This is a genomic window from Vibrio sp. RW (genome assembly GCF_027587105.1).
GTDB classification, from domain to species: Bacteria; Pseudomonadota; Gammaproteobacteria; order Enterobacterales; family Vibrionaceae; genus Vibrio; species Vibrio toranzoniae.
This window is the reverse complement of record NZ_JAPPTM010000001.1, coordinates 53,774-73,034: the sequence shown is the minus strand read 5'-3', so window position 1 is coordinate 73,034 and position 19,261 is coordinate 53,774. Positions and strand designations below refer to the sequence as shown.

The 19,261-nt window shown below is 42.7% G+C and carries 17 protein-coding genes; 7 read left to right on the top strand and 10 right to left on the bottom strand.

The features are described 5' to 3' along the window. Both OCT63_RS00285 and OCT63_RS00280 read right to left on the bottom strand, forming a co-directional pair. Complete coding sequence (locus OCT63_RS00285; RefSeq protein ID WP_161671727.1) at nt 1-1,848, bottom strand: putative bifunctional diguanylate cyclase/phosphodiesterase; 1,848 nt, start codon at nt 1,846-1,848, stop codon at nt 1-3. Between the two features lie 126 nt (nt 1,849-1,974). Further along, nucleotides 1,975-2,871 carry a LysR family transcriptional regulator gene (locus OCT63_RS00280; protein ID WP_161671726.1) on the bottom strand — a complete coding sequence of 299 codons (897 nt, stop codon included), beginning with the start codon at nt 2,869-2,871 and terminating at the stop codon, nt 1,975-1,977. A gap of 108 nt (nt 2,872-2,979) precedes the next feature. Here OCT63_RS00280 and OCT63_RS00275 point away from each other — a divergent pair, with 108 nt between their 5' ends. The 3 genes from OCT63_RS00275 to OCT63_RS00265 all read left to right on the top strand — a co-directional run bounded on the left by OCT63_RS00275 (nt 2,980) and on the right by OCT63_RS00265 (nt 5,005). Next, nucleotides 2,980-4,203, top strand: a complete 1,224-nt coding sequence (locus tag OCT63_RS00275; RefSeq protein ID WP_161678605.1) for a multidrug effflux MFS transporter — start codon at nt 2,980-2,982, stop codon at nt 4,201-4,203. A 72-nt stretch (nt 4,204-4,275) separates the two neighbouring features. Continuing rightward, nucleotides 4,276-4,626 carry a hypothetical protein gene (locus tag OCT63_RS00270; RefSeq protein WP_017057980.1) on the top strand — a complete coding sequence of 117 codons (351 nt, stop codon included), beginning with the start codon at nt 4,276-4,278 and terminating at the stop codon, nt 4,624-4,626. Between the two features lie 244 nt (nt 4,627-4,870). Beyond that, nucleotides 4,871-5,005, top strand: coding sequence for a hypothetical protein (locus OCT63_RS00265; protein ID WP_099049792.1), 135 nt, complete (start codon nt 4,871-4,873; stop codon nt 5,003-5,005). A 162-nt stretch (nt 5,006-5,167) separates the two neighbouring features. On the opposite strand, the gene OCT63_RS00260 is transcribed toward OCT63_RS00265, so the two are convergent. From OCT63_RS00260 to OCT63_RS00250, 3 genes are all read right to left on the bottom strand, one after another. Next, a complete protein-coding gene (locus tag OCT63_RS00260; RefSeq protein WP_269982972.1) occupies nt 5,168-5,785 on the bottom strand; it encodes a glutaredoxin in 618 nt (205 codons plus the stop codon). 69 nt (nt 5,786-5,854) lie between these two features. After that, complete coding sequence (locus OCT63_RS00255; RefSeq protein WP_269982971.1) at nt 5,855-6,745, bottom strand: DMT family transporter; 891 nt, start codon at nt 6,743-6,745, stop codon at nt 5,855-5,857. Between the two features lie 155 nt (nt 6,746-6,900). Next, on the bottom strand, nt 6,901-7,905 hold the full coding sequence (locus OCT63_RS00250; RefSeq protein WP_269982970.1) for a porin: 1,005 nt from the start codon (nt 7,903-7,905) through the stop codon (nt 6,901-6,903). Between the two features lie 378 nt (nt 7,906-8,283). Between OCT63_RS00250 and OCT63_RS00245 the strand changes: the two genes are divergently transcribed. Next, nucleotides 8,284-9,306, top strand: a complete 1,023-nt coding sequence (locus OCT63_RS00245) for a succinylglutamate desuccinylase/aspartoacylase family protein (protein WP_269982969.1) — start codon at nt 8,284-8,286, stop codon at nt 9,304-9,306. Between the two features lie 124 nt (nt 9,307-9,430). Here OCT63_RS00245 and OCT63_RS00240 read toward each other — a convergent pair whose 3' ends face one another. The 5 genes from OCT63_RS00240 to OCT63_RS00220 form a co-directional block, all read right to left on the bottom strand. After that, nucleotides 9,431-10,150, bottom strand: a complete 720-nt coding sequence (locus OCT63_RS00240; protein ID WP_269982968.1) for a DsbA family protein — start codon at nt 10,148-10,150, stop codon at nt 9,431-9,433. 114 nt (nt 10,151-10,264) lie between these two features. Continuing rightward, complete coding sequence (locus tag OCT63_RS00235) at nt 10,265-10,834, bottom strand: protein disulfide oxidoreductase (RefSeq protein ID WP_269982967.1); 570 nt, start codon at nt 10,832-10,834, stop codon at nt 10,265-10,267. Between the two features lie 3 nt (nt 10,835-10,837). Beyond that, nucleotides 10,838-12,901, bottom strand: coding sequence for a protein-disulfide reductase DsbD family protein (locus OCT63_RS00230; protein WP_269983061.1), 2,064 nt, complete (start codon nt 12,899-12,901; stop codon nt 10,838-10,840). 95 nt (nt 12,902-12,996) lie between these two features. Then, nucleotides 12,997-13,473: a hypothetical protein gene (locus tag OCT63_RS00225; protein WP_161671721.1), complete on the bottom strand. Its 477-nt coding sequence runs from the start codon at nt 13,471-13,473 to the stop codon at nt 12,997-12,999. Nucleotides 13,474-13,839: 366 nt separating this feature from the next. After that, the gene (locus OCT63_RS00220; protein ID WP_161672054.1) at nt 13,840-14,088 is read right to left on the bottom strand and encodes a hypothetical protein; all 249 of its coding nucleotides are present in this window, start codon (nt 14,086-14,088) and stop codon (nt 13,840-13,842) included. Nucleotides 14,089-14,340: 252 nt separating this feature from the next. Between OCT63_RS00220 and OCT63_RS00215 the strand changes: the two genes are divergently transcribed. From OCT63_RS00215 to OCT63_RS00205, 3 genes are all read left to right on the top strand, one after another. Beyond that, a complete protein-coding gene (locus OCT63_RS00215) occupies nt 14,341-15,945 on the top strand; it encodes a mechanosensitive ion channel family protein (protein WP_161754138.1) in 1,605 nt (534 codons plus the stop codon). A 202-nt stretch (nt 15,946-16,147) separates the two neighbouring features. Then, the gene (locus tag OCT63_RS00210; RefSeq protein WP_269982966.1) at nt 16,148-16,987 is read left to right on the top strand and encodes a RecX family transcriptional regulator; all 840 of its coding nucleotides are present in this window, start codon (nt 16,148-16,150) and stop codon (nt 16,985-16,987) included. Between the two features lie 474 nt (nt 16,988-17,461). Next, on the top strand, nt 17,462-19,090 hold the full coding sequence (locus OCT63_RS00205) for a HAMP domain-containing methyl-accepting chemotaxis protein (RefSeq protein WP_161684716.1): 1,629 nt from the start codon (nt 17,462-17,464) through the stop codon (nt 19,088-19,090). Nucleotides 19,091-19,261 lie beyond the last annotated feature (171 nt).

The following is a 19,261-nucleotide window of genomic DNA, read 5'->3' as shown; positions in this document are numbered from 1 at the left end:
TTAGGTCATGAGAGATTCTGAGTGAATAACATAACTGATGATAGCTTCTGGTCGCATAGGCGGTGAGTAAAGGTACCCTTGGATCTTGTCACATCCCATGGCGTGCAATTTTTCTAATTGCTCATGTTTCTCAACGCCCTCAGCAACTAATGACAAATCGAGTCTATGCGCCAATTGAATAATCAACCAAACAACACTCTCAGATGTCGAATTCGTCAGCAAGTTTTGAATAAAGGTTGCATCAATTTTGATGCAATCGATAGGGTAACTGTGGATGTAATTCAAACTCGAGTAACCAGTACCGAAATCGTCTAGCGCGATCTTAAAGCCTTGCTCTCGTAGATAGTTGAGTGCCGATTTTGTCTCTTTGGTTGGAGATAGCAGCACCGTTTCGGTTAGCTCGATAACAAACTCATTTGCTTTAAAGTTATGTCGCTCAATGGTTCGAGTGAGATAGGAGATGTAACGCTTAGAATCACTAAGCTCATGAGCCGAACAGTTTATCCCAAGCTTAATTTTATAGCCTAACCCTTTTTCTAATGTTGTTTTTGCGCGACACACCAGATCGATAATATGTTCACCCAGTTCAACAATAAGACCAGATTCTTCTGCTACTTTAATGAACTCCACTGGCGATACATCGCCATGCTTAGCCGTTTTCCAACGAGTGAGTACCTCGAAGTATTCCCATTGCTTTTCACTTTGACCAACGATTGGCTGTACAACCACGTACATTTCATTGTCATTCGGTGTAAAGCTAGGTGAAATTGCGCTTTCAAGTTCACTCCGTAAAGCGGCAACCAACTCCGTTTTTCTTTGATAGCGAGATATTAGATGGGTGTCATAACATTGAATGTGGGTATCTTGTCTTTGTTTGCACTCTTTTAGAGCCAAACTGGTGTTAAAAATTATTTGTTCTACGTCTTTGTTGCTTCCGTCCGAGCTAGCAATACCTATGCTAATGTCGAAAGCGACTTTCATATCGACGCTATTGTAGCCCTTTTTTATCTTAGCCAATATCTGCTCACAGATGAAAATAGGGTCTGAATGGTAGGTAATGAAGGCAAATTCGTTTCCTGCCGTCCGGAAAGTCAGATTGTTCTCGGGTATGGTTCGGCGTAAGGTCTCTGCCACGTACTGAAGCACTTTATCGCCAATATAATTACCGTGCATATCATTAATGGCTTTGAAACTGTTTACGTCGAGCAAGGCTAACGTAAATGGAGTGCTTCTCTGCTGAGTAATCGATTCTAAAGTGTCCGATAAGCAGCTTCGGTTGAGTAATCCAGTTAAGCTATCGTGTGATACTTCATAACTGAGTTGATTGACCAGTTGCTCAGAACGCTCGTTAAACCATATCTCCCTTAGTGTGTGGATGATGATGTTTGCGAAAAGTTGATGGTGTTTTATTACGTTTTGTAACTGGTCCGGACTAAGAGGAGAAGTAAACGTAGAAAACAGCACACCCATAACCTCGCCACTCTGAGTTCGAGTAGGGATTGCTATTGAGTTCTGTGAGGTGATTTCCTGCCTAAATGCCGATGTAGGCAACGACTGAATGATATATTGAGCGAATGTACAGTCTGGGTGCTGTTGATGGACTGCTTGTTGGTAAATGTGACCGTGACGTGCATTGATTTTATCATGCAGTACATGGTCTGAATGGGCTATCACCAAAGGAACCATTTGATCTGGAAAGTACTTTTTCTCAATGATGGTGGTGTATTGAGTACCGAACATTTGGTGCAAAATGAGCACGGCCGACTCTAGAAGGTCGATGCCTTCTAATTTAAGTAAACGACCAATGCGTTCCGTATCTATCGTGCTGTTATGCGTATGTTGAGTCATAGTCACCATCCGTAGTTAACCAGAACCTATTTTTAAGCTGTATATGTGCACACTTGTATAATTTGTATGCGTCTAGTTTATTATTGGCGGTGTTGTATAACTTTTCAAATTTAAATGTGATTTATTTCACAGAGCCAGAGTACTGCGCTCTTTGTCTAATCGATCTTTCAGATGGTCCAAAAACAGCTTGGTTCGCGTATGTGAGTAATCAAGCTTAGGGTAGTAAGCGTAAACCATCACTTCATCAGCCGTGATATTTGGTAATACTGGAACTAATGTCCCTTGCTTAAGCTCTTCTTTTATCATCGCGTTAATGGTCAGAAGTATTCCCATTCCTCGTTTGGCGGCATGAAAAAGCGCTTCTGGGTTGGTGGTTGCAAAGTTCCCGTTCAGGGTAACCCTTTGGCCTTTGGTTAACGTTACTTCTCGAATCGGGCGCTCACCCCAGATCAGTGAGTTATGCCGTTCTAAATCCTGCTCGCAGGTAGGGTGACCATGTTTTGTTAGGTAGTCAGGTGATGCGTAAAAGCTGGCTTTGTGTTCGAAAAGTGGTGTTTTCTTAAAGCTTAATGAATTGAGTTGTTCCAGCTCACGACTGATCACGAGATCCAAGCCAAGTTCAGGTAATTGACCCGGGGTGGTGGTGATAAGTTGTACTTTTATGTCTGGATATTTCTCCAAAAAGTCATCTAAGTACTGAACTAAGAATTTAGAACCAACCGCAATGGTAGCCCCAATTTTTAATAGGCCTGCAGGCGTTTGGTTAACCGAGCGAGTTTCATCAATAATGGACTGCCAACTATCGAGTTGAGCTTTCGCTCGTTGATAGAAAAGTGCACCGGCCTCGGTTTGGCTGATAGAACGAGTGGTGCGTTTTAAAAGTTGAGTGCCGATGCGCTCTTCTAGCCAGTTTACTCTTTTGCTGATCGCTGAGCTGGTGGTATTGAGTTTGCGCGCCGCGCCATTGAAGCTACCTTCTTCCACCACTTTGACATAACTTTTTACGTTGAGAATCCAATCCATATTATTTCCTATCAGGACTTAATTAAATTCCAATTTGGTTAATTATCAATTATTGGTTTTGAATGTAAACTCATTTGATGAACAAATAACAAACGAATAGGGAATTTTTTGAGCCAATCGACCTTTAAAAAAACACCGCTACTCTTAGCCATGATGATCATTGCTACGGGGCAAGTAGGAGTGAGCATCTACTTACCATCATTGCCGTTAATTGCTTCAGACTTAAGTGTAACTCAGGTAGATGTACAGCTGCTTGTCACGCTGTTTCTTGTGGGTTTTGGCTTGTCTCAGCTATTTTACGGGCCGATGTCTGATGCGGTGGGAAGAAGACCTATCTTTTTGTTGGGTCAAGGGGTTTATCTGATTGGTACTGTCGTTTGTGTTGTTTTTTCTGACAACATGACAGCGCTAGAGGTGGGTCGCTTGTTGCAAGGTTTAGGGGCGGGGAGCGCCTCGGTTCTTGGGCGAAGTGTGCTTCGTGACAGTTATGATGGTCCTCAACTGACCAAAGCCTTGTCTTACATTTCACTGACGGCTTCGATCATGCCGATCATTGCGCCTGTATTTGGTGGTTGGATCTCATTTCATCTCGGTTGGCAGGCCGTATTTCTGTTTGTTTTACTGTATCTATTAGCGATATTTATTCTGGGTTATTTTGTATTGCCCGAGACTTTGCCTTATGGCAAGAGCCGCTTTGATGCCTGCCAAGTGGTGAAGAACTACGGACGCTTGTTGACTAACCGCCAGGTGGTGAGTAGTGCCAGTTACAACTGGATGCTCTATATGGCGAGCTTGGTATCGTTGTCGCTATTTCCATTCTTAATGCAAGAACAATTGGGTCTGACTGCGGCGGAATATGGCTCTTTGATGATTGTGCCTTCAGCAGGGTTATTGATTGGGAGCGTGAAGTTAAACATACTTCACCGTAGGTTTAGTACACAGCAGTTGATGAGCCTTGCGATTTTGATTGTTATGGCTTCGGGAAGTTGGTTGCTTACGCATGAGCTAACAATTTTTAACTTAGTATGGTCATTTACTTGGTTGGCGATAGCTCAGGGAATATCGTTCCCGCTTTCTATCAGCATGTTACTGGAACCTCATAAAAAGCAAGCGGGTGCGGTTTCTGCTCTGTCAGGCTCAATTCAGATGTGTTTGGCAGGGTTATTAGGTGGATACTTGGTTGAAAGTTGGGTGACAAATCACCTGCAACTTGGCGCGTTTTACTTGGTCATTGGGACTATTATGGGAGGAGTGCTTTGGTCTTCAGTCAGAATGGACAAGAAATTTGGTGCAACAGAGGGTGAATACAGTTCAACAACGAGCACTCCATAGTTCATCGTTAAAGCGTTGTATTTGTGTTGATGGTTTCCTACAATACTTCGGTCCATTTAATAGGTAAACAAAATGCAGCAAAATGAATTTGAAGTACTGGTAAAAGCTATCTGCGCACTAGATGGCCTACCTCAAGCACTTGAGCTATTGAAATCCAATGAGGACACTGAAGTCGCTGAGGCTGCCGCTTCACTGACTGGTCAATTTGCGCTAGCGGAAGTGGAAGGCGAAAAGCGCATTTACCACGTGACGCTTCAAGAGAATGAACAAGGCGAAGAGCAAGAGTACATCGAACACGTAATGAATGAAGGCGATGACTTAATCAAATTTGCAGCTTGGTTCTTCGAAACTATGTTCGAATTAAAGCAAAAAGATACTTACCAAATTGCGGGTAAAACTTACCGTCAGCCAAAGCGTAGCTAGGTTTTGGTTATCGCCAATAACTAATGGCTTCAGTTTGATGGCCGTGGGTTTTAAGCGAAGTATTTAAAAAGCAGCTCACATGAGCTGCTTTTTTATAAATGTACTTTTGATTGTGATTACAACGTAAATACTCGCGCTGTAATAAAATGAATAACCCGCACTAAAGTGTGATGTAGGTCTTGTTTTTAGGTGTTTTAAGTGTAGAATCCGCGCACAAGAAAGTTGATTACGTGCGGAGATAAGCATGAACTACGAACTAGGCAATGTATACCTTGGTCAAATTGCAGCAAAAAACATGATGCACGAAGCGTTATACGGCAAGCCAAAATCAAAGAAGCCATCGTTCTTTAAGCGAATGAGGAAGAAAATGGCTAAGTAAGCATTTTCCCAAACGGAATTTTGAAAGGCCTTAAACTCATTGCAGTTTAAGGCCTTTTTCGTTTTAGCTATTGATGACTTTTATCGCTCTGTTTTGTTGTGGATAAACACAACAAAACAGTGATTAGTTAATTATCGGAAGTCTAACTCTCTCTAAGCAAGATCAGCTTGCCGATTGATTAGATAAATCGACAACATTGTTTGGAATGGAATCTAGACCATTTTCTTTCATCCATGCTTCTAAGTTGTCTGCACCGCCGATGTATGTACCATCAAGCCAAATCTGAGGAACGGTCACTGGTGTTTTCTCACCAATGTGCGCTTTCACCTCTGGAATCATTCGATACAGAGCAGCACTGTCTTTAACGACATCGTGATAGGTATATTCGATACCCGCTTCATCAAGCATTTTCTTAGCTTTCACACAGAATGGGCAGGTCGCTTTGCCATAAACGATATTGCCCTTCAGGCTGTCTCGTTTAGTCCACTCTTTTATTACAGATTGAACCAATACACCACGATTGAGTGCTTCACCTTGGCTAACAACTTTGCCTTCAACAACAAGGATAGGTGCATGCCAAGAACCAAGTTTTAGCGGTTCCCACCAGTGCGATAACCAATCTTTCACTTCCAGTTCGACATCAACATCAGCCAATTCATTCTCAAAAGTATCCTTAAGAATGTCTTTGGTAAGGGTACATTCTCCACATGGGATGTTTACTTTAAATGGACCCCAGCTGCCTGCCCAACGGTATAGTGTAATCTTGACTGGTTTCTTCATGGCTACGACCTCGCTTAAAATTCTCTTATCAATATAGAACGGACAGTAGAACTATTTATTTCATTGGCCTTAAATTTTATTAACTTTCGCCGGCTTTTTTGTTTCCCAGTGAGTAATAAACGCAACAGATGCAATAATAATTGCCGCCCCTAACCATAAGCGCCCTGGTGGAACCCAGCTGAAGACCAGCCAACCAGCCAATACATTGAGTGGCAATTTCGCGTGATCAAACGGTTGAACAAAAGAAGCGTCAGCGACGGAATATGCTTTTACAATCGCCCATTGAGCCAGTGCCGTCATTACACCGATAACGATTAAGATAACCCAAATGGTCCCGCCGCTTGGTGTTTGCCAATCAGGCACGGCCAACAAGATGTTAAATGGCGTGATCAATAGCAAAAGGTAAACCACCATGGTTGAAGGACTGTCTTGTGAAGAGAGCTTTTTCACCATCAGTGAATAGCATGCCCAAAAGAAAGCCGCGCCAACCGGCAGTAACGTTGCCCAGCTAAAATCTTCGGACCATGGTTCGAGAATAACCATAGCACCGGCGAAGCCTGCTAAGGTTGCGCCCCAACGAGCTGTGCCCACTTTCTCTTTGAGGAAAAGCCCAGAACCTATGGTTGCAAACAATGGCGAAGTCATGAGAAGAGCAATACCTTGCCAAATAGGTACAGGGTAAGCTAACGCCCATATCCAAAGTTGAATACCGATAACCGATAAAAAAACACGAAATACATGCAGTTTGAGGTTATCGGTTCTGAGCGCGCGACGAATGCCTAACGTTTTTAAGTAAGGAAGAATGGCGAACAACGCGATGGCGTATTGAATGACAGCGACGGTGGTAGAGGTCAGTCCGAAGTGAATGCTCGCGATTTGAGTTAGGCTATTAATCACGGCAAAGGCTAAACCAGCGGTTAGCATCCAGCTAGCGCCTTGGATCGGATGGTGTTGTGACATGATGCTTCTAATTGTTTGATATGGTTTGTCGTATGATACGGATTTAACACCACGAAACCAGAAAAAGCATTGCTGAAGTTGGTCAGAATATTTGAATAACAAAAAAGGTTGAGCAAATGCTCAACCTTTCTATTTATAGTTAAAGTAAATCTAGATTAGAAGTCGTAACGTACACCTAGACGAAGTGTATCTTCGCCTTGAGTGGTTAGGCCTGTCGTCGCATCTTTTACTTCGTCTAAGTTGTTTAGTTGGTAAGCGATGTATGTGCTAATTGATTTGTTGAATTTGTAAGTACCCGTTAACTCGAAGAAGTCAGCGGTATCTACGGTTACGTTTTGAGACGCATCTTCTTCTAGTTTTTGGTAAAGAGCAGCGAGTTCAAACTGACTGGTTAGTTTGTACTTCGCGGCAATTTCTACACCAGAGAATTCAGTGTTAGCCTTGTCGTCAAGGTCGCCCATCGTGTAAGTTGCACCTAAGTACAGAGCATCCATTTTATAGTTAATACCAGCGATTACAGCCGTTGCTGAACCATTTCCAGCTCCGTTGTCATTGCCTGAATAACCAAGGCCAAACCCTAAACCCATAGGTAGAGTGTAAATACCAGAGACACCGTAACCGTTTGTATCTTTGTCTTCACCAGCAATTAAACTTGCTTTTAAAGAAAGAGCATCAGCATCGTAAGCATATACAAACGTGTTGTTGACTTGCTCGTCGCCGGCATTGATGAAGGCTTTTTGATCACCAGAGAAAATGGTAACGTCCGACATTTCTGAAATCTGGGCTGCTGCTGTATCTTGACGACCTACCGATACTGCACCGAAGCCACCTTCAAAGCCCGCATACATATAACGTTGCTTAAAGTTATCGGTTTCATCATTGTCAGCTGAGGAGTTGACGCCTTGTTCTGCTTCGTAGAAGCCAAAGCCAGATAAGCTATCGTTGATTTCTGTATTACCACCAACATTTAAGCGAACACGGCTCTTGTTTTTCATTGAACCGTCTATTTCAGCACCGCCTGAACCAATGAAATCACCACGGAACTCCGCACGACCGCCTATTTTAAGTTCAGTACCATCAGAGCTGTAAACGGTTGCTGCTAGAGATGAACCTGAAACTAGTGCCGCTACCACTGCAGAAGCTAGAACTGCCTTTTTCATAATCACTTACCTTATATTTTAAATATCCGTGAGCAATGTGCCCTTCGTTTCGATATGAAGCCAATTTAGAGCAGATAAATTAAGCTTTCATTTCTATAGAATTACATTTTCGTGAATGGGGAACTTTTTAGGTGTTGATTTTATTGCACTTTTACTTCAAGTGATTGAGTGGTTTGTAAATAGACATACAAGCTTAGAGTTTTGGAACCGTCTCTTTGAAGGGTTTCACTTTGAAATATGTGAGAATAATATGAACGGAGTTTATGTATAGAGTAGAGCCTGCGGATCAATTAACTGCTTGTGCTGGTTACGATATCCTCTATGATGCAAAAACTTAAAAAGAGAATATATTTTGCTCAACAAGACGGAGAAAGTTGGATGCAAACAGAGTACTTAGGCGATGTTTTACAAGGCAGGCAGGTTATAGGCTCCTTGAATGTTGAAGATCTACCCGTTGGAGCGCATCAGTTTTGGTTCCAAGTGACCAGTGATGGGCTCGGGCAACCTAAAAACATGCCGGTTTCAGTTTTCAAGGGTAGCCAAGATGGCCCTAAGCTTATGGTTACCGCTGGTATTCATGGCGATGAACTAAATGGTGTACTGGCTGCGCAACAAATTATCAGAGACTTGGTGGGTAAGAAGCTAAAAGGTACGGTGACGATCGTGCCGACCGTGAATTTGTCCGGTTTGCTAAATCACAGTCGTGACTTCATCTCTTCCGATCCGGGCTCATGCCCTGCAAACCTCAACCGACTCTTTCCCGGTGATGCCCACGGACTAGCAGCGGAGCGCTTTGTTTCGTCACTGTGGGAGCGCTTACTCAAGCACAATGCGACATTCGCCGTTGACCTCCACACCCAAACTCGTGGTGCGGTATACCCACTTTATGTTTTCGCTGATTATCGAATCGAGCAATGTTTGGAGATGGCGAGACTGATGCGACCAGATTGTGTCCTTAATGATCCCGGCGACCCTGGGATTCTTGAAACAGTTTGGAATCGCAGTGGTATTCCGAGCATCACTGTAGAAGTCGGGATGGGTAAGTTTACTCAACCAGACATGATTCAAAGAGCGGTAAATGGCGTTTTAAATATGCTCTTCTATTACGAGATGCTTGAGGTCGCTGGACAAGATCCGTTAGAGACGAAGCAACTGCCAAGCATGGATTGGATTGAAGGCAACAACGTTGTGTCCATTCGCGCTGATATTGGTGGTTTTGTTCTGCCTAAGGTCGAGCTTTTGCAAAGCGTGGAGCAAGATGATCTGTTAGCCATCCAATATGATGCGTTTGGCAATGAATGTCGTCGCTATCACGCACCGTCTTCTGGTCGTGTACTCAGTTATAACGTGGATGCACTAAGAGAGCCGGGTGCGTTGGTGTGCCGCTTATTGAGCGAGTAAAAGTTAGACAGTGGCTAGGTTTGCCATTTGAAACGCATAAAAAGCCTACTGCGGGTTAACGCAAGTAGGCTTTATCAATCTCATCTTCAATTTTTGCTAAGACTCACAACCTTTCTACATTCGATTAGAAAGCGTCATCCACGATGTCTTTTAATCGGTCGTAAGGCACATAGCCCGGTAAGACCTGGCCATTCATCATCATCGTTGGTGTGCCTGTTAAACCTAATGCGCTAAAGGTTTGATGGTTCGTCATCAGTGTGTTGCTTTGGTCTGAAGTGGTGTTCAGTTGTGCTTCCGTTCCTGTTTTCTTTGCCACAGCTTGCAGTGAAGCCTTTGTATGGAGGCCGCTTTTCGCCATCAATAACCTATCAACTTCAGTAAAGGCTTCGCGGTTATCTTTCCAAACCTTCATAGCGTATAGAGCGGCATTAGTATTAAGTTCGTTTATTTGTTGCTGTTTAAATGACAGGTATACATTGATAATTTTGATATCACTATTTTCAGAAGCTAATTGAACTAGGCCTTTTTCTAAACGTTTACAGTAAGGGCAGTTATAGTCGGTAAAGTTAATGATTACCGATTTTCCATCTGGGTTTCCTGTGATTGGGTGCGCGTCATTGTTGTACAGCCATTCGTGGCTTTCCGCTTGGGCTTTCTGTACTTGTGCTTGGCTCGCGACATACTGCTCTAAACTGGTATGCAGACCCGAAATAGTAGAAGGGTTCTCTTTTAGAAACTGATTAATTTCTTCAAGCTGTTGAGTTTGCTCTTTATTTAACTCGGCAAAGGCATTAGCACTCATTAGTGAACCCAAAATCAGTGTGCTTATCAGATGTTTTTTCATGTTATGTACTCTCTCATTCTTGATAATTGTGCGCGCTTATTAGGTCGCGATCACGGTCTTATTGTTTGTTAAATTGGCTCATTCACTTTGCTTTGCTTTTTCTTGGTAAGCGAGTTATGCAAAATAGGTTCTGATCCAAAGCCCAATAGGGGAAGTTGCGCCCGTTGCGATACTAGTGATCTTTCCGTCTTTGATGATGACGATGCTTGGAGTGACATTAACGCCCCAACTTCTGCTGATTAATCCAGAAAGATCATTGATAACAGGGAAGTCATACTCTTTTGCATCCAAGTAGCGCTGAACGCGTTCGTCTGGACCAGACGATAGAGCGACCGAAACCACTTGATGGGAATCGCCGAAGCTATTGACGGTTGGGCTTACAAATTTGCAGGCACCACACCAAGTCGCCCAAAAATAGACAATGACTGGCTTACCATTTTTGCTTAGCTCGATAACATCAATATCTTTGCCTTGGAGCGATTGGCCCACAATTGGAATCGCAGCGCCTTGAGGCATACTTCTGCTGTGATAAAAGTCCATGGCAAACGAAACTACGCCAACGATCAGTATCATTGAGACCAGTTCCTTTCCCCACTTCTTAAGACGACTTGGCTTTTTAGCTTCATCCTTTATAGAGTTATCTTTTGTAGTGTTAGGCTTCTCTTCATTGTTGGGAATCTTCATCACTTATCTCGCAACATCGATGGCTTGAACGACAGTGTCACTATCCAGAATCACGGGCAGTGGAATACCGTTTTTATAGCTTGGGCCATACACGATATTAAATGGCACACCAAATCGGCCGTTACTTTGTAAGTATTGAGTGACGCTTTCACTTGGTGTTGTCCAATCGCCTTTCATCAAAACAATGTCTTCTTGTTGCAGGTGGTTGTAAACCGGGTCTTGAAGAATCACACCGATCTTGTTCGCCTTACAGGTGATACACCAATCAGCAGTCACATCAACAAATACTGTTTTGCCTTGATCGACCAATTGTGGAATTTGTTTCGCATCCAGCTTTTGCCAAGCAAGGTCATCAACGATAGGTGTCGCCCAGTTATCTGCAGTAACACTACCGACAATAAGAGCAGCACCAAACATCAAGGTAGTGGTTGCCATGATAGGAATCAGTACCTTACGTCCTAACTTAATGCCAATCCAAACTAAGACTGAAATCACGATAAACAGTGACAACAAGATGGTTGGGAGCTTACCAATGAATGGGCTCAGAAGGCTTGTTAACCAAAGGCTGGTAATGAACATCATTAAGCCAAAAAACAGCTTAACTTTGAACATCCATGCGCCCGGCTTTGGTAGCAGTTGGGTGAGGCTAGGGAACAGTGCGAAAATAAGCCAAGGTGCACTCATGCCGATACCAAGTGCGATGAAGATAGCCCATAACTCTTGGTAACTTGCTCCGAGTGCATACGCGACAGCGGTTCCTAAGAATGGCGCGCTACACGGCGTTGCTAACAGCGTCGCAAACATGCCTTGAACAAAGTGGCCTGAATGTGAGTCATCGCCTTTGGTTGCCATCCATGTGTTCAAACCCGATGGCAGTCTGAACTCGAATAAACCAAGTAGGTTGATTGAGAACAGTAGGGTGATGATCAGCATGAACCCGATAAACCAAACGTTTTGGAATTGGATTCCCCAACCAATCGCATTACCCCCCATTTTGAGCACTGTCATGCCTAAAGCTAATAGTGCAAACGAGGTGATGACACCCATAGCAGATGCTAGGAATGAGATTCGAATGTGTCGGTTTGATACACCTTGGTTTTGAATGATGCTGTTTAGCTTCATTCCTAATACAGGTAAAACACACGGCATGATATTGAGGATCAAGCCACCAATTAAGGCAAAGCCAATCATCGCAATAAAGCTGGTGTTACTTGATTGATAGGCAATAGGCTCTGAGCCAACCTGCGCCGTCATCTCTTCAGCAAAGTTTGTATCTGAAACCGTGACGCTAACGGTGCGATCGGTTAAGTCGACTTCGCCAATCCAGTTACTCACATCGAATACGGCAGTCATTGTGTTGTCATTGATATGAACGGTTGGCTGAGAGAAGAAGTCATCAATCACTTCTTGCCCATCAATCAACACCATCGGCTTATCCCAGCCTTCTTTACTCATGAGCTGAGTCACTAGTTGTTGCTTACTCTTATCCCAGAACAGACCGTTCACAGAAGTGCGGTTAGCTTCGCGTGGAGATTGGCTCATGCCTTGATTGAACAAGAACATGGCTTCTTCATCGAGCGCTAATATTTGTGGGTCGATCGGCAGTTCGATGTCGTAATCGGTTAACACACAGATATTAGTGCACGACGGAAAGGTGAGCGAAGCCTTAAACATGGCGGGCTTAGTGTTGTCTTTCAGTGTCAGTGTGACCGGAAAGCTGACGTGCTTTTTGTAGCCTAACGTCATGACGTCGAGCTGCTCGTAGTACTTCGGAATTGGCCAGTGCCACTCTACCGACTCAATGTTTGTTGAATCAGACCAGTCCCAGCTTGGTGGAATACCACCTTCGCCTGGGCTGCGCCAGTAGGTTTTCCAGTCGCCGTCGAGCACGACATCGAGTACGGTTTGAATCTGAGAACCGTCATCCGACTGTTCACCTGTCGACATCATTCGCATTTTGACTGGCGGATGTTCAGGCGCGCTGAGCCATCCCGTAGTCTGTGCTAAAGCAGTAAATGACGTCATAACCAAAAGGGCAGTGACTAGCGTTTTCACGCATGTACGCATGCAGAATGCCAACGAATCGACAAACTTAGTTAGTAGTGTGTTGTACACAAATGTATCTCCAAAAAATAAATAAAAGGGTGTAGTAGCCCGGTTATTCACTCTCTAAATATACAGTGCGTTAGGTGTAAGCGGTGTTTCGTAGGTCGAGAAGAGCGATGGTTATCTCTAGACAATCTCGATATGTGAGGTGAAAGGCTGAATTCGACAGCGATAAATAGAATGAAAGGGATCAGCCAACCGGTTTTCGGCGTGGCGAAGGTGAGCATTTTCGAGCTCAGATTGCATGAGTTCGAATTAGACTCCGTTAGTGCTTTAGATGCTTCTGAACCAAACACGCTGTCATAGAGTGCTGATATTCTCTCTAATGATGCGACTACCACTTGTGGGCCATTCGTTTCTGCACCAACGAATACTGATTGGCCAATAAGGAAGTTGGAAACCGTTACTTTCTTTGCTGATAGCGTGCTCGCCAGACAAGTTACGATAACCAGTCCGGTAAGAAGAAGCGCCCAAAGCGATTGCCTTTGTTGGCGGTTCTGTTGGGATAAAAAAAGTAGCGGTGTATTCAGCAAATCAGTCAGTAATCGAATCAGTTAGTATTTAACATGGGATATAAGCAGGCTAGCTTAGATAACTTTGCTTCGTGCCACAAGTCATAAAATTGTTAAAGTGGCAAGGCTAGGTAGATGCACAGCCTAGCGTCTAAGGCACCAACGTCCAACTTAAGTTCATAATAATCTGTTCTTTTTTCTATGAGTCGTGTTTATATTTAAATGGCATCAATATAAGCGGTGAGGGGCGGTATTGATATGTACTAAAGTGCAATAGACATGAGGTGCTTTAAGCGTCAGACATGAAAAAGCCCAATCGCTCGTTAGGAATCAAATTGGGCTTTTTCAATTGGTTTTTAGTGCTTCGTCGCGACGAATTAGAGCGCCTTAGTGAGTGCGACGAGGGCCGTTCCGTACTAGGTCTTTGCCATTATCAAACACTTCTTGGGTGATCCAACGTGCAAGCAGAACTTTGTGGCTGCTATTGAATACAGCAACGAAGTGACGGCCATCTGCGTTATTGGTTGCCATACCTACGCCTTCAACCCCTTCAAGGCCTAAGCCGCCGGCTTCCACTGAAACTAAGAATTTTTCTAGCTCTTCTAGAGACTCAATAATATCAAGTTCGTTGTTCATTTGTATGCTCTCTTGCTGTGAGCCAACATCCTGCTGATGGCGTTTTAGTGCATGCGCTTCAGTGGTGATATTGGCTGTTGTTCTTTGTTGGATGCGTACTCTACAGATCATAAGAAGGGATTGGAACTTTGAAATATTAGATGCCAACTGATTTTTTGCAAACTTTTAACATAACATACGTTTAAATGTTTGTTATTCATCTTCTTTTTACTACTATTGATAGGGTCAATGTAGACAATGGTAGGGATGAGTATGATGAAGGTTTGGCGTTGTCTATTGTTAATGTTGACGTTTGTAGCATTTGGCAGTTTTGCGCAAAGCGTTGAAAAAATAGCAGCAGTACAAGATCAGTTATTGCTTGATTTGGCAACACTAGAAACGGCGCATGATGCGGAGAAACCATTTCTGGAAGATATATTAAGGCGTAAGAACCAAAGCTTACGAGAAGAGATTATTTCCCAGTTATCATCCGATACAAAAGAGGGGCTTGATGTCACTCTTGCTAAGCAGGTTGAACTCTTACAAAAATTGCTGGCATTGAATGAAGTTAAAATTGCTTCAATGACCAAGGAAAGCCTTTCCGCTGAAAATGATGTTCAAAAGCGTCTCGAATTACAAATTCAAAGACGAGTCCGAATGATGGACACTTACTATCAGCAGCTGTCTAAGACATTAAATTGGTCGAAAAATCGTGGTGTAGATGTCACTGTCCATGAAAGTGAGTTAAAAACGGCGCTAATTGCTCGTTCTCAATATCTTACTAACGCCATTTTATACACGGACACACAGCGTCAAGACTTAGAGGCGCGTTTGTCTTTTGTTAGTGAAGAAGACAAAGCCGCCATTAAAACCGAGCTTGAACGCTTTAGTGAACGTATTAGTACTATGGTGGCAAGTTTAGAAAAGACCATCACTTTAATGGAACCGTTTGGCGTGGATGTGACTTCCTACAAGCGGGTACTACTGACCACGACAGGTGATATTAATGTTGATGTGTTAGAGGTTGATGTAGCGCTCGAATTGTTGGATGGGTGGCTTCGCTCGTTGAGCTCATGGGCCTTTGAAAACACCCCCTCTTTTATTGTCAAACTCGCCTTATTTTTAGGCATTTTGTATGTGACTCGTTTAATTTCCAATATTACTCGTAAGACGGTCCGGAAAAGTGTGTCGCACTCAAAAATGGACTTTAGCTTATTAATGCAGGAGTTCTTTGTATCAATCGCATCTAAAGCCGTTGTTTTTATCGGTTTGCTTATCGCACTCTCTCAAATTGGGATTGAGCTAGCTCCGTTACTCACTGGTTTTGGTGTCGCGGGCATCATTATTGGTTTCGCGTTGCAAGATACGTTGTCGAATTTTGCATCGGGTTTGATGATTTTGATCTATCGCCCTTACGATGTTGGAGACATGGTTAAAGTATCAGGCGTTCAAGGTACTGTAAAAGACATGAACTTAGTCTCTACCACTGTTCAAACGATCGATAACCAACGCTTGGTGATCCCAAACAACAAGATCTGGGGGGACGTGATCAACAACATCACTGCAGAGCGTGTGAGACGGGTTGATATGGTTTTTGGTATTGGTTACTCCGATGACATCGATAAAGCAAAATCTGTGTTGAACGACATCATCATTGCACACCCTTTAGTGCTAAAAAAACCAGAGCATATGATCAAGCTTCATACCTTGAATACCTCTTCTGTAGATTTCGTGGTAAGGCCTTGGGTTAAGACCGATGACTACTGGGATGTGTACTGGGACGTAACAGAAACGGTTAAGAAACGCTTTGATGAAGAAGGCATCACGATTCCATTCCCTCAACGAGACGTTCATATTTATAATCATGAAGAGAGTTGATTTTTTCTTTAAACGAACCGTTTAAGACTAAGGAAAGTTAATCATAAATGGGCTCTCGACACGGTGCCTATTTTTATGTGTGTTATATAGGTTGTGCCAGCGCCACTGACAAGAATAAGTAAGTTATGATGATAGATGTTCAGCAAATGGTGTACAGAAAGCAAAGCAGATACCGAGTGCACGTTGAGACTAGGAGTAAAACATGAATGATTCACAGCAAAAAACCAATACAAGAAATACAACAGTAAGAAAAGCGACACGAATCGAAAGTGTTATGAACTCTGCAATGTGGCATCTAACTCAGAAGGATATGACAGAGAGTGAGTTGATTGCGAAGCTGAAAGTGAAGACGGATAATCAAGATTGGATCAATGAAACATTGAGTAGGTTGAAAGGTTATGGGTATCTGAAATCTGATCAGGATTTCGCTGAGCAATTTGCTGAACAAGCCTTCTTCGGCGAGTTTGGTTCTCGATATATCGTAGAAAAGTTGAAGAAGAAGGGGTTAACGGACTCAATCATTGCTGATGCGATCCATAAGGTTTCTGTAGACAAAAATATAGATGAACAAACCATCTTGATAGACAGAATCAACAACTACTATACAAGTTTTAGTATGAGCCGTGAAAAGCTTGTCGCAGCATTACAAAAACGTGGTTTTAGCTATCAACAGGTGAAAGTTGCCATTGAACAGCACCCGCAAGCGTATGAACTGAAAAGTAATATCCAAATTAAGGCAGAAAAAGCCGATTTGGAGAAAGAAGTGCTCAAGTATGCTCGAAAAGGTAAAGGCATGACCTCTATCCAACAAGAACTTAGGCAACGACAAATCGATACCAGCGAGCTGTCATCGTTAGTCGATCGTTTGATCAACGAAGAACAGTTAGATTTTTACACTTCTTGCTTGGAACAGTTGCAGAAAAAGTCTTATGACCTTAACGATCATAAAGAACGTTCAAAGGCTTACGCCATGTTGAGTCGTAAAGGCTTTTCATCCGAAGAGATCAAGTTTGCATTGAGTGAGGGGAATGAGGTGAGTTGACGAGGGGGAAAGCTTTTAGTCGAGTACTAGGTATGCTGAGTATCCGTTAATGATTGCCATTTAGACCACTAAGTCACAGAGTTTCAGCTATAACATTCATGTTTGTATTTACGTTGTTGATACTTTAGTCACTATGGTGCAATATCAGTCTATTAGAGTAATGTTTAGACATCGCTAGTGGCCCTATGACAGCGATTGAGCATTTTCACCGTGACTATTTGTAATATTACAGAATTATTATTATCTCGAATTAACGATAACTTCTAGATTATCAAGACTATATCTTGAAGGTAATTAGATGTATGAGCAGAGTTCATGATTATATTTTGAAAATAGTAATAACACATTACCAAGATAGAGCGAAGTTATCGCGTTAGCCTGAATTATAAAAAGGTATCAAGTCGTTACATTAGCGGGGAATATATAACTTGTGTCATATCGAAATGTTCTATTAACGCTGTTTGGAGTAAGTTTATGAGTATTAAAGATTTAAGTGTCGTAAAAAAAATATGGTTGAGCTATTTAACCGTATTTATTGTATTTGCAGCAGTATCGATGATGTTGGTACTGAGTTTATCGACGCTTAATAAGGATATTTCAGTTCTTACAGAGAAGAGTTTACCTTCTGTCGCTATTCTGAAGGGAATCCAAGTAGACATTACTAAAGTGCGAAAAGATGAGTTTTCATTATTACCAAATGGAAATAGCCCTCAAATTGGTGAATGGCTGAAAGATCTAGATCAATGGCGTGCAGATGTACAATCAGGTATTGCTGATTTTGAATCTCTGGCTCTTAATCCTGAAGAAAAGAAGTCGTTTAACACCTTCAAGGATACTTGGAGTCAATATATACAAGAAACTAGGCCTTATAATGACTTGTTGAGTCAGGGGAAGCCTGATGAAGCAAATAAAATCGTGCTATCCAGTTTCTCCACCTATTCAAAAGCACTTAAAAGTTTGGACGATACGCTTGCCTTAAATAATGAGTTGGTCAACCATATTGGTGAAGAGGTTCATGCAGAAGCGCTTGCTACTAAATATAGTGCAGGCATTGGTGCAGTAGTGATTTTCATTGTTATAGGACTGTCTTCTGTCGTACTTTCTCGTGCGATTTGTCGTCCTGTTGATCGTGCATTGGCGTTTGCTTCCAAGATAGCGCAAGGTCAGCTGAACAACACGATTGATGAGAAAGAGCTTACTAAAGATGAGTTAGGTACTTTGTTGAAAGAGCTAGTAACAATGCAAGGCAACTTGCATTCATTGGTTTCTGATATCAGCGATTCCACAATTCAGCTTACAGCGGCGGTAGAGGAAGTGAGTGCTATCTCCTCTCAAACCGCTTCTGGCATGCAGAATCAACAGCTTGAACTGAGTTCTGTTGCTTCGGCAATGACAGAAATGCAAGCAGCAGTAGGGGAAGTAGCACAAAACACCGAGGTTGGTGCGACGTCTGCTTACTCAGCTACCGAGGTGACAAAAAAGGGAACAGATACTCTTCAACGTACCACTGCTGTCATAGAGCGAGTGTCACAAACTATTCAAGACTCTGATGACTTAGCACAAGAGCTTGAATCTAGCTCGAATAACATCAACCTAGTTGTTGACGTGATTCGTGGTATCGCAGAACAGACAAACCTACTTGCACTCAATGCGGCTATTGAAGCTGCGCGTGCGGGGGAGCAAGGACGAGGATTCGCGGTAGTGGCTGATGAGGTTCGTTCATTGGCTCAACGTACGCAAGATTCTACCTCGCAAATTGTCGAAATAGTCAATCAACTGCAAGAAAACACCAACAAGATGGGGAGCTCAAGCCGTGATTGCCAAGCCGGGATTGCTCAGTGTGTCGAGCAGGTCAATGAGGCAGGCAGTCAAATCCAAGAAATTGAACAATCGGTTGATAATATTGCCCAAATGAGCACTCAAATTGCAACGGCGTGCAGCGAACAAAATTCAGTTTCTGAAGAGCTTAATCGTAGTGTCGATCAGATTAATAGTACATCTACAGAAATGTCTGAGGGGGCATCGCAAACAGCGGTAGCTTGTCAGCAAATTAGCAGCCTTGCTCATAATCTTCAAGCTAGGATGGAAACGTTTAAGCTCTGACTTATTTCCACATTATCGCTCAATTTTATATTGAGTCTGAAAATAAAAAGGACGAAGAATATCGTCCTTTTTGTATTTATGGGGCTCGTTATTTTTTAACTTCCTTTAAAACAACGCTTGAATTTCAAGATAATGGTAAATTCATCAAATGTATTCTGTGATGTTGTATAT